General features: G+C 72.1%; 8 protein-coding genes. All 8 read right to left on the bottom strand.

Annotation, left to right across the window (positions count from 1 at the left end; translation table 11 throughout):
- Positions 1–808: 808 nt before the first annotated feature.
- On the bottom strand, positions 809–3,094 hold the full coding sequence (gene glgB, locus J1M40_RS11030) for a 1,4-alpha-glucan branching protein GlgB (protein ID WP_206450798.1): 2,286 nt from the start codon (positions 3,092–3,094) through the stop codon (positions 809–811).
- 81 nt (positions 3,095–3,175) lie between these two features.
- Positions 3,176–5,275 carry an alpha-1,4-glucan--maltose-1-phosphate maltosyltransferase gene (locus J1M40_RS11025; protein WP_206450797.1) on the bottom strand — a complete coding sequence of 700 codons (2,100 nt, stop codon included), beginning with the start codon at positions 5,273–5,275 and terminating at the stop codon, positions 3,176–3,178.
- A 102-nt stretch (positions 5,276–5,377) separates the two neighbouring features.
- Positions 5,378–6,169, bottom strand: a complete 792-nt coding sequence (locus tag J1M40_RS11020; RefSeq protein ID WP_036382449.1) for an ABC transporter ATP-binding protein — start codon at positions 6,167–6,169, stop codon at positions 5,378–5,380.
- Positions 6,162–7,151, bottom strand: a complete 990-nt coding sequence (locus J1M40_RS11015; protein WP_036382447.1) for an ABC transporter permease — start codon at positions 7,149–7,151, stop codon at positions 6,162–6,164. Before J1M40_RS11015 ends, J1M40_RS11020 begins: the two co-directional genes overlap by 8 nt.
- Positions 7,152–7,281: 130 nt before the next feature.
- Entirely contained in the window at positions 7,282–8,292 is a 1,011-nt protein-coding gene (locus tag J1M40_RS11010) for an ABC transporter substrate-binding protein (RefSeq protein ID WP_206450796.1), read from the bottom strand.
- A gap of 233 nt (positions 8,293–8,525) precedes the next feature.
- A complete protein-coding gene (gene rlmB, locus J1M40_RS11005; protein WP_036382443.1) occupies positions 8,526–9,515 on the bottom strand; it encodes a 23S rRNA (guanosine(2251)-2'-O)-methyltransferase RlmB in 990 nt (329 codons plus the stop codon).
- A gap of 74 nt (positions 9,516–9,589) precedes the next feature.
- Positions 9,590–11,047: a cysteine--tRNA ligase gene (gene cysS, locus J1M40_RS11000; RefSeq protein WP_206450795.1), complete on the bottom strand. Its 1,458-nt coding sequence runs from the start codon at positions 11,045–11,047 to the stop codon at positions 9,590–9,592.
- A 73-nt stretch (positions 11,048–11,120) separates the two neighbouring features.
- On the bottom strand, positions 11,121–11,586 hold a 466-nt coding region (gene ispF / locus J1M40_RS10995), incomplete at its 5' end, for a 2-C-methyl-D-erythritol 2,4-cyclodiphosphate synthase (protein ID WP_206450794.1).

Genomic DNA, 11,586 nt, shown 5'->3' with positions numbered 1-11,586 from the left:
TTCGACTTGCATGTGTTAAGCACGCCGCCAGCGTTCATCCTGAGCCAGGATCAAACTCTCCGTAAAAAAATTACAGAACAACACCGTGGCAGCCGGAAATAACCACCACGACATCCATTCAATACCTGGCAGACCATCACCACACCACGGGGGTGGCAGGCGATGATCAACCAATATGTGTTAAAACAATTGGCATCAACAAACTTGGCACACTATTGAGTTCTCAAACAACAGGCACTTCCAGCTTCAGCGACCCGCTCCGCGGGCCGTTTCGCTCTGGAGCAACTTCTCCATCCTAGACCATCCGTTTCGACCGTGTCAACTCCGTGTCCGAAGCATTCACCGTCCGTTCACATGGCCGGGCTAGAAAACCTTACCACGCGATCCGACAATGTCAACTCCGCTTCCGCGGGGCCAGACACTCACCGGACCATCCACATGGAAGGCCTCGAAAACCTTACCACATGATCCCCGGCTGTCAAACCAGATCATCTTCTTCAGGAATCCCGACCCGCATCACTGCCGGCCGCGCACCCGGTGAGCACCACCCGCCCTGGACCTGCCATTCTCGGCATGAATCCGCGGATTCTGTGTTCTTCACCCCGCCTCCCGGTCACCCGGTCGGCGTCTTGAGCACGAGATGGAACTCTACACACGAATCCCACCGAACACAAAATCAGGGGTGACACCCGGCGTGCGGTCAAGGGTGGGTGGCCGGTTTCCGCCTGTTCTCGCGGATTTCTTCGGCCTGGCCCGCCCCGTTCGACGCTGCCGCGCCGAGACCGTCGATCGTGACGTGCACCACGCCTCAGGGCGTGCTGGTCGTGTCCAGGGTCGGCTGGAGCCACAGGGTGGTCAGCGCCGGCACGTTCACCGTGACGTGGGCCGGCTGGCCCTGCCACTGGCCCTCGTGTGCCGCGATCACTTCGGATTGGCCGGTCTGCTCCCGCCAGCCGTCACCGTGGAAGTCGGTCGCGTCGGTGTCCAGCACCACCGTCCACTCCCCCGCGGACGGCACCCCCACGCGCAGCCCCTGACGCGGCGACCCCGAGAGGTTGGTGATGCACAGCAGCGGGGCTCCGCCCGGTTCGGCGGCCGGGGCCGCGGCGCCGTCGTCGTCGATCCGTGTCTCCGGCACCACCTGCGCCGCGGGCATGCGGAGGAACACGAGCGTGTTGCCGTCGGCGTCGCCGCCGTCCACCCACGAGAATCCCTCCGGGCTGTGGTCCAGCGACCACAGCGCCGGCTTGCTGCGGTAGAGCGCGTTGAGCTCCCGGATCGTCAGCTGGACCCCGCGGTGCGCCTCATCCCACGAGACGGGCCAGTCCAGACCCTCGCCCTCGGACCACTCGCTCGGCTGCGCGTACTCCCCGCCCATGAACAGCAGCTGCTTGCCGGGGTGCGCCCACATGTAGCCGAAGTAGGCGCGCAGGGTGGCCAGCTGCTCCCGACGGTCGCCCGGGATGCGGCCCAGCAGGGAGCCCTTGCCGTGGACGACCTCGTCGTGGGACAGCGGCAGCACGTAGTTCTCCGAGTAGGCGTACACCATGGAGAACGTCCACTGCCCGTGGTGCCACCGGCGGTTGACCGGGTCCTGGGACAGGTAGGCCAGGGTGTCGTGCATCCAGCCCATGTTCCACTTCTTGCCGAAGCCGAGACCGCCCGCGTCCACGGGAGCGCTCACCCCGGAGAAGGCCGTGGACTCCTCCGCGATCATGTGGACGCCGGGGTGCAGGCGGTACACGGTCGCGTTGACCTCGCGCAGGAAGTCGATGGCCTCGAGGTTGTGGTTGCCGCCGTGCACGTTGGGCTCCCACTGCCCGTCCTCGCGCGAGTAGTCCAGGTAGAGCATCGAGGCGACGGCGTCCACACGCAGCCCGTCGATGTGGAACTCGCCGAGCCAGTAGAGCGCGTTGGCCACGAGGAAGTTGCGGACCTCGGTGCGGCCGAAGTCGAACACGAGGGTGCCCCAGTCCGGATGCTCGCCCCGCCGCGGGTCCGGGTGCTCGTACAGGGCGGTCCCGTCGAAGCGCGCGAGCGCCCACTCGTCCTTCGGGAAGTGCGCCGGCACCCAGTCCACGATGACGCCGATCCCCGCCCGGTGGAGCGCGTCCACCAGGTGCTTGAACTCGTCCGGGGAGCCGAACCGGGAGGTGGGGGCGTAGTAGCCGGTCACCTGGTAGCCCCAGGACCCGCCGAACGGATGCTCCGCGACCGGCAGGAACTCCACGTGCGTGAACCCCAGCCACTGCACGTACTCCACGAGCTGCTCCGCCAGCTCGCGGTAGTCCAACCCGGGCCGCCACGAGCCCAGGTGCACCTCGTAGATGCTCAGCGGGCGCTCGTGCGGGTCCGTGACGCGGCGGCGCTCCATCCAGGTGCGGTCCCCGAAGGCGTAGTCGGACTCCAGCACACGCGAGGCCGTGGCCGGGGGGACCTCCGTCCAACGGGCCATCGGGTCCGCCTTCTGCCGCCAGAGCCCGTCCCGACCGAGGATCTCGAACTTGTAGCGGTCGCCGTGGCCGACGCCGGGCGCCATCAGCTCCCACACGCCGGAGGAGCCGAGGGACCGCATGGCGTGGGTCCGGCCGTCCCAGCCGTTGTGGTCGCCCACCACGCGCACGGCCCGCGCATTCGGCGCCCAGACCGCGAAGGCCGTGCCGACGGCCTCGTCGGCGGAGGTGCGGACCACGCGGGCGCCGAGCACCTCCCACAGCCGTTCGTGCCGGCCCTCCCCGATCAGGTGCAGGTCCAGCTCACCGAGCGTGGGCAGGTGCCGGTACGCGTCGTCCTGCTCCTGGACGGGACCGGTCGTGCCGTCCTCGGTCTCGTACGCCACCTCGACGCGGTAGTCGCCCGCGGCGGCCCCGGCCACGCGGGGCGTCGGGGCCACGCCCACGAACACGCCGTCGTGCTCGTGCGTCAGCTCCACCCGCTGCCCGTCGCCGGCGCGGACCACCGTGACCGTGCGCGCCAGCGGGCGCAGCACGCGGTAGGTGACCGCGGCGCCGTCGGGATGCGGGTGGGCGCCCAGCACGGTGTGCGGATCGTGGTGCCGGCCCTGCGCGACGGCGGCCAGCACCTCCGGGTCCACGGCGAGCGGGGCGACGGCGGGGCGGGGGGCGACGGGGTCATGGCGATTCCTGTTCTGGGGACGGCGGGCGTCGGGAGCGGCTCAGCCGTTCCGGACGATCCGCAGGACGTGGGCGGGCTCGACGTGGGGGTCCAGGCGGACGTACGGGGTGCGGCCCCACTGCCAGCGCTGGCCGGTGAGCAGGTCCTCCACCTCGACGGCCCCGGACGCGTCACGGTCCTCGGGGCGCAGACGCAGCGCCTCGAGGTCCAGGTCCAGGGTCGCCTCGACGACGTCGTGCGGGTTCGTGGTGACGACGACGATCAGGGTGTCCTCCGCGGGACCGGCGTCGGTGACGGCCTCGGCGTCCCGGTGGGCGCCCTCGGGCCGGGCCGAGCGCGTCTTCGAGAACACGAGCAGGTCAGGGTGCGTCGAGGCGTGCAGGGTCAGGTTCTGCAGGTCGCCCAGCGCCGGGTGCGCCGCGCGGATCTCATTGAGCCGGGTGAGGTACGGGGCGAGCGAGGCGCCCGCGGCCTCCGCGCCCTCCCAGTCCCGGGGGCGGTACTCGTACTTCTCGTTGTCGATGTACTCCTCCGCGCCGGGCCGGGCCACGTGCTCGAACAGCTCGAACCCGGCGTAGACGCCCCACAGCGGGCTGGCCGTGGCGGCGACGACGGCGCGGATCCGGAACGCGCCCGGGCCGCCGTGCTGCAGGTACTCCGTGAGGATGTCCGGCGTGTTGACGAAGAGGTTGGGGCGATAGAACGCCGGCGTCTCGTGCGAGATCTCCTGGAGGTACTCCGCGAGCTCCTCGGCCGTGTTCCGCCAGGTGTAGTACCCGTAGGACTGCTGGAACCCGACCTTGCCCAGGGCGTGCATCATCGCGGGACGGGTGAAGGCCTCGGCGAGGAACACGACGCGCGGCTCCTCGGCGCGGACCTTCGCGATCAGCCACTCCCAGAACCACAGGGGCTTGGTGTGGGGGTTGTCCACGCGGAAGATGTGCACGCCGCGGGCCACCCAGCCCCGCACCACGTCCAGCACCGCCTGGGCGAGGCCGCCCGGGTCGTTGTCGAAGTTCAGCGGGTAGATGTCCTGGTACTTCTTCGGCGGGTTCTCCGCGTACGCGATGGTGCCGTCCACGCGGGTGGTGAACCACTCCGGGTGCGCGGCGACCCACGGGTGGTCCGGGGAGCACTGCAGGGCCAGGTCCAGGGCCACTTCGAGGCCCTCGTCCGCGGCCGCGGCCACGAACGCCTCGAAGTCCTCGACGGTGCCCAGGTCCGGGTGCACGGCGTCGTGCCCGCCCTCGGGCCCGCCGATCGCCCACGGTGAGCCCGGGTCCTGCGGCCCGGCCGTCAGCGTGTTGTTCGGACCCTTGCGGTGCGTGGTGCCGATCGGGTGGATCGGCGGCAGGTAGGCCACCTGGAAGCCCATCCGGGCGACCGCCGGGAGCCGGTCGGCCGCCGTCGCGAAGGTGCCGGAGGACCACGTGCCGGAGGCCTCGTCGAAGCGGGCGCCCTCGGAGCGGGGGAAGAACTCGTACCAGGCGCCGCGGCCGGCGAGCTCGCGCTGCACGTCCAGCGGGTAGAGCTCGGAGCTCGTGAGGTGCTCCCGCACGGGGCGGGCGTGGAGGACGGCGGACACCTCCGCCGACTCGGCGGAGGCCAGGCGCTGGGCCGGGATGAGCGACTCGTCCTCGAGGCCGCGAACGACCTCCTCGAACACGGCGCGGTCCTCGGCCGAGCGCTCCGCGTCCTCGGCGGCCCGGCGGAACAGGGCCGCGCCCTCGGCGAGCATCAGCTCCACGTCGACGCCGGCGGCGATCTTGACGGTGGCCGCGTGCTTCCACGTGCCCACCGGATCGTCCCAGCCCTCGACCACGAACTGGTGCAGGCCCGGCTCGGCGGGCCGCAGCGTGGCCACGACCTCGTCCAGGCCGGGCCGGCCCGGACGCATCTGCACGCGCTGCACCTCGGCGCCGGCCGGGTCGAGCAGGCGGACGGTGGCGCGCACGGAGTCGTGGCCCTCGCGGAACACGGTCGCGCGGACGGGGATGTCCTCGCCGACCACGGCCTTCGCCGGGAACCGGCCGTCCAGCACGACGGGCTGCACGTCCGTCACCGGGATGCGCCCCGTGACGGTCTGGAGGCGGACATCGGCTGCGGTGGCGCTCTGGGTGTCGGGCTTCACGGTGCTCACGCCACGACGCTACCCCGCGGCCGCGCCGGTGAGAACGGCCGGCCCGCCCGCCCGCCGTGGGGGCGGAGGGGCGGGCCAGGGACGGGGCGCCGGACGGGACGCTCAGGACAGCATGGTCTTGTCGTCCACGACGGCGCCCTTGATCTTGCCGAACTCGGCCAGCAGGTCCGCCGGGGTGCGCCCGGCCTTCTCCTGCTCGTCCAGCTCGAGGATGATCCGGCCGTCGTGCATCATGATCAGCCGGTTGCCGACCTCGAGGGCCTGGGACATGTTGTGCGTGACCATCAGCGTGGTGAGCCGGTGCTCGGCCACCACCTGCCGGGTCAGGCGGGTCACCAGCTCCGCCCGGGACGGGTCCAGGGCGGCGGTGTGCTCGTCCAGCAGCAGGATCTTCGGTCCGGAGAACGTGGCCATGAGCAGGCTGAGCGCCTGACGCTGGCCACCGGAGAGCAGCCCGACCTTGGCGGTGAGGCGGTTCTCCAGGCCGAGTTCGAGCTTCGTGAGCTCGTCGCGGAACATCGCGCGCCGGGCGCGGGAGACGCCCCGCGAGAGCCCGCGGGCGTGCCCGCGTCGCCAGGCCAGGGCCATGTTCTCCTCGATCGTGAGGTTCGGGGCCGTGCCCGCCGTCGGGTCCTGGAACACCCGGCCGATCGAGGCCGCGCGGCGGTGGTCCGGCATGCGGGTGACGTCCTTGCCGCCCACGGCCACGGTGCCGGTGTCCGGGAGCAGCTTGCCGGCGATCGTGTTCAGGATCGTGGACTTGCCGGCGCCGTTGGAGCCGATCACGGTGACGAAGTCGCCCTCGGCCAGGTGCAGGTCGATGCCCTGTAGGGCGCGCCGCTCGTTGACGGTGTTCGGGAAGAAGGTCTTGGAGACCTGCGAGATCTCAAGCACGGGGGGCCTCCTCGGAGACGGATGCGGCGGGGGTGGCGCCGCCCGGCTCGCCGGTCAAAGGCATGCCGGCGGTGGCCGGAGCGGCGGCGGCCGGCGCCGGGGTCGCGGCCGTGCCCCGCGTGCGCAGGCTCAGGCGCCTGGCGAAGCCGAAGCGCGGCAGCAGCAGGGCCACGACGACGAGGGCCGCGGAGATCAGCTTCATGTCGTTCGGGCTCAGGCCCGCGTTGAGGGCGAACTGGATGATCAGGCGGTAGAGCACGGCACCGACGATCACGGCGAGCGTCGCCCAGAAGACCGTGCGCTGGCCGAACACGGCCTGGCCCACGATCACGGACGCCAGGCCCACGAGGATGAGGCCGATGCCCATGGAGATGTCCGCGAAGCCCTGGTACATGGCCAGCAGGGAACCGCCGAGGGCCACGAGGCCGTTGGAGATCATCAGGCCGAGGATCTTCATCCGGTCCGTGGAGACGCCGTACGAGCGGATCATCTCCTCGTTGTCACCGGTCGCCTGCAGGGCGAGGCCCAGGTCCGTGTGCAGGAACCAGTCGAGGATCAGCTTCACCACGAACACACCGAGGAAGAGGACGAGGATCGAGCCCCAGTTCCGGGCCAGGCCCAGGTCACCGAGCCACGTGAACAGGGTGTCCTGGCCGAGCAGGGGGATGTTGGCCTTGCCCATGATGCGCAGGTTGATCGAGTAGAGCGCGATCATCGTGAGGATGCCGGCGAGCAGGCCGTCGATCCGGCCCTTGGTGTGCAGCAGGCCGGTGACGAGGCCCGCGAGCGCGCCCGCCACGAACGCGGCGAGCATGGCCAGGGGCACCGGCGTGCCGCCCGTGATGAGCACGGCGGCCGTGGCGGCGCCGGTGGTGAACGAGCCGTCCACCGTGAGGTCGGGGAAGTCGAGGATGCGGAAGGTCAGGTACACGCCGAGCGCGACGACGGCGTAGATCAGACCCAGTTCCACTGCGGTCAGCATGGGGTGGGTGCCTTTCGGGCGGTGCGAGGGGGACGGACGACGGCGGGACGGGGTGGGTCGGCCGTCGACGTGCTCCGCGGCGGCCCGGACCCCGTGGTCCGGGCCGCCGCGGAGGCGGGCAGGCGCGGGATCAGCCCTCGACGAGCTGGTCGGCCCTGTCCGTGAGCTCGGCGGGGATCTCGACGCCGTAGGCCTCGGCGGCCTTCGGGTTCAGCACGAGCTGCAGGTTGGCCGGGTCGGCGTAGCCCACGGGCAGCTCGGCCGGCTTCGCGCCGTCCTTGAGGATCTTCACGGCCATCTCGCCGGCCTGCTTGCCGTGCGCCGTGTAGTCGATGCCGTACGTGCCCAGGGCGCCGCGCTCGACGGAGTCGATGTCCGCCGAGATGACGGGGACGCGCTGCTCCTTGCCGTAGCCCACCACGGTCTCCAGCGCCGAGACGACGGCGTTGTCCGTGGGCACGTAGATGCCGTCCACGCCGGACAGGGACTGCACGCCCTGCTGGACCTCGGACGAGTTGGTGATGGTGGCCTCCTTGACCTCGAGGCCCAGCTCCTTGCCGGCCTCCTTGGCCTGGTCCACCTGGACCTTGGAATTGGCCTCGCCGGAGTTGTAGACGATGCCGACGGTCGCGGCGTCCGGCTTCACGTCCTTGAGCAGCTGCAGCTGCTCCTTGACCGGGTTGCGGTCCGAGACGCCGGTGACGTTGCCGCCCGGGGCCTCGTCCGAGGCCACGAGCTCGGCGCCCTGGGGATCGGTGACCGCCATGAACACGACCGGCTTGTCCTTCACGGCCGAGGCGGTGCCCTGCGCGGCGGGGGTCGCGATCGCGGCCACGAGGTCCACGTCCGCGTCGTTGGCGAAGGTGGAGGCGATGGAGGTGACCGTGGCCTGCTCGCCCTGGGCGTTCTGCTCCTCGAACGTCACGTCCAGGCCGGCGTCCTCGAACGCCTCCTTGAAGCCCTCGGCCGCGCCGTCGAGCGCCGGGTGGGAGACGAGCTGGTTGATGCCCACGGTGTAGGAGCCGTCGCCGCCGGCGGCGGAGGACGAGCCGGAGCCACCGGAGCCGGAGTCGCCGCACGCCGTGAGCCCGAGGGCGGCGAGGGCGAGGGCGGCGGTGAGGGGGAGGGAGCGGTGCTTCATGAGACGGACCTCGTTCTGATGGTGCGGTGCGGGATGCGCTCGCCGACGGGGGCCCGTCGGACACAGTGCAGACACTGTGCGCGGTGACACGCGTCACGGGCAAGACGTGCGCGCATCCACACGACATCCTGCCATGTGACCGGCGTCACTGTGGACACTCTGCCCGCGTCGGCGCCGTGTGCGAGACCCGCGTCCCCGCCCGGCCGTCATCCCGGGCGGCGGCGCCGTCGAGGTCAACGCCCGCCGGCGCGCTGCACCGAGATCTCGTACAGCGAGATGCCCACCGCCATCGAGGCGTTGAGGGACTCCATCGTCGAGTCGATCGGGATGGACACGATCTGCTGGCAGTGCTCCCGCACCATGCGGGACAGACCCTTGCCCTCGGCCCCCACCACGAGCACGAGCGGCTCCGTGGCCAGGGCGAGCCCGGGCAGGGAGACGTCCCCGCCGCCGTCGAGGCCCAGCACGAAGTAGCCGGCCTTGTGCAGGTCGACGAGGGTGGTGTTCAGGTTGCCGGCCTGGGCCACGGGCACCCGCGCGGCCGCGCCGGCCGAGGTGCGCCAGGCGGTGGCGGTCACGCCGACGGAGCGCCGCTCGGGCACGATCACGCCGTCCGCGTCGAACGCGGAGCCGGCCCGGATGATGGCGCCGAGGTTGCGGGGGTCGGTGATGCCGTCGAGCGCGATCAGCAGCGGCGGGGTCCGCAGGTGCCCCTTCTCGTGCTTCGCGAGCGCGTCGAGGGCCAGGGCCGTGGCGTCCGCGTACTCATAGGGCGGGATCTGCAGCACGATGCCCTGGTGCACGGCCTCGCCGGAGAGGCGGTCCAGCTCCGGCTTGGTGTTCTCCAGGACCGGCACGCCCTGTTCGAGGCAGAGGCGCAGGGCCTCCTTGACGCGGTCGTCCATCTCGATGCGCACGGCCACGTGCAGCGCCTTGGCCGGGATGCCCGCGCGTAGCGCCTCGAGCACGGGGTTGCGACCGGAGACCGTCTCGTCCGTGAGCTTCACGCGGCCGCGGACCTGGTCCTTCACGGGGCCGCGCTTGGCGGCCGAGCGCTCGGCCAGCTGCTTGGCGCGGTGCGCCTTGTGGTAGACCCGGTCCTCGGCCTTGGGGGTGGGTCCGCGGCCCTCGAGCGCCTTGCGGCCGTGGCCGCCGGTGCCCTTCATGGGGCCCTTCTTGCCCTTGGGCTTGCGGGATCCGCCGGAGCGGGGGGCGGTGGACATGGCGGGACTCCTGCGGGCCGGGGACGGGGGCGGCGGCACGCGGGGCGCCGCCGGATCGCCCTCCAGTCTAGGTGTCAGTCCGCCAGGCGCCATGTGGCGCCGTCGGCGCCGTCCTCCACCACGACGCCGGCCGCGGCCAGCGCATCGCGGATGCGGTCCGCGGTGGCCCAGTCCTTGTCCGCGCGGGCCTGTGCCCGCGCCTCGATCTGCGACCGGACGAGCGAGTCGAGGGCGTCCGACACCGGGCCGGCCGCGGCGTCGTCGCCCTCGGGCACGTCGTCCAGGCCCAGCACCGCGGTCATGGCCTCCACCTCGGCCAGGCGGGCGGCCGCGGCGTCGAGGTCCTGCCCGGCCAGCGCCGAGTTGCCGGCGCGCACGGCCTCGTGCAGGGCCGCGAGCGCCTGGGGCACGTTGAGGTCGTCCTCCATGGCGGCGCGGAAGGCGGCGGGCACGCGGTCCGCGAGCGCCCCGTCGGGAGCGGGCGGGACGGCACCGGCGGCGCGGGCGCGGGCCGTGAAGCCCTCGATGCGCTCGACGGCGGCCTCGGCCTCGTCGAGGGCGCCGGGCCGGTAGTCGAGCTGGGAGCGGTAGTGGGCCTGCCCCAGGAAGTAGCGCACCGCCGTCGGGCGGGCCATGCCGAGCATCTCCTCGGGGGAGATCGTGTTGCCCACGGACTTGGACATCTTCTCGCCGCCGTAGGTGACGAGCCCGTTGTGCAGCCAGAAGCGGGCGAAGCCGTCCCCGGCGGCCGCCGACTGGGCCAGCTCGTTCTCGTGGTGCGGGAACCGCAGGTCCAGGCCGCCGCCGTGGATGTCGAACTCGGCGCCGAGGTACTTCGTGGACATGGCCGAGCACTCCAGGTGCCATCCGGGGCGGCCGGCTCCCCAGGGCGACTCCCACACGGCGGTGGCGGGCTCGCCGGGCTTGGCGCCCTTCCACAGGGCGAAGTCGCGGGGGTCGCGCTTGCCGCGCGGGTCGGCGTCGGGCGCGTCCTGCATGTCCTCCACGCGCTGGCGGGTGAGCTCGCCGTAGCGCTCCCAGGACCGGACGTCGAAGTAGACGTCTCCCGAGCCGTCCTGCGCGGGGTAGGCGTGGCCGCGCTCGATCAGGCGCTCGATGAGCGCGAACATCTCGGGCACGTGGCCGGTGGCGCGCGGCTCATAGGTGGGACGGCGGACGCCGAGGGCGAGGTAGGCGGCGTCGAACGCCTTCTCGAACCGGTAGGCCAGGCCCCACCACGGCTCGCGGGCCGGGTAGAGGTCCGAGGCCTCGAAGCCGGCCTCGTGGGAGGCGGCCGAGCGGTCGAGGATCTTGTCGTCGATGTCCGTCACGTTCCGCACCGAGGTGACGCGCAGCCCGGTGGCCTCGAGCCAGCGGATGAGGATGTCGAACACGATCGCGCTGCGCACGTGGCCCACGTGCGGCATGCCCTGCACCGTGGCCCCGCAGTAGTACACCGACGCCTCGCCGGGCACGAGGGGCTCGAAGTCCCGGATCTGCGCGGTGCGGGTGTCGTAGAAGCGCTGGGCCATGGGGGCGCGGTCCTTCCGGAGGGGCGGGGTCCTGACGGGGCTCTGCCAGCCTAGTCGGTGCGCCGACGCGGGCTCAGGCCGCGGGGACGACGAGCGCGGTCGCGATCCCGACCAGCCCCTCCCTGCGCCCGATGAACCCCAGCCGGTCCGTGGTGGCGGCGGAGACGGACACGGGGGCCCCGCCGAGGGCGGCGGAGAGGGCGGCCTCCATCTCCGCGCGGCGCGTGCCCACCTTGGGCCGGGGTGCGACCACCTGGACCGCCACGTTCCCGACGGCGACGCCCGCCTCCGTCAGCAGGCGCAGCACCTCGCGGAGCATGTCCGCGCCGGAGGCGTCCGCCATCTCCGGCCGGTCGACGCCGAACACGGCCCCGAGGTCGCCGAGGCCGGCGGCGGAGAGCAGGGCGTTGCACGCCGCGTGGGCGGCCACGTCCCCGTCCGAGGTCGCGGCCACGCCACGCTCGCCGGGCCAGTGGATGCCGCCGAGCCACAGGGGCCGGGGGGCATCCTCGGGTGCCCACGCGTGCACGTCGGTGCCG

It is taken from the genome of Micrococcus sp. KRD026, assembly GCF_017168445.1.
In the GTDB taxonomy this organism is placed as follows: Bacteria; Actinomycetota; Actinomycetes; order Actinomycetales; family Micrococcaceae; genus Micrococcus; species Micrococcus luteus.
The sequence above is the reverse complement of the archived record's forward strand: the minus strand, read 5'-3'. Positions and strand labels throughout refer to the sequence as shown.

Coding starts and splice junctions, on each gene's coding strand:
- J1M40_RS11015 (WP_036382447.1), bottom strand. CDS start 7,151: ATGCTGACCGCAGTGGAACTGGGTCTGATCTACGCCGTCGTCGCGCTC.
- J1M40_RS11010 (WP_206450796.1), bottom strand. CDS start 8,292: ATGAAGCACCGCTCCCTCCCCCTCACCGCCGCCCTCGCCCTCGCCGCC.
- rlmB (WP_036382443.1), bottom strand. CDS start 9,515: ATGTCCACCGCCCCCCGCTCCGGCGGATCCCGCAAGCCCAAGGGCAAG.
- cysS (WP_206450795.1), bottom strand. CDS start 11,047: ATGGCCCAGCGCTTCTACGACACCCGCACCGCGCAGATCCGGGACTTC.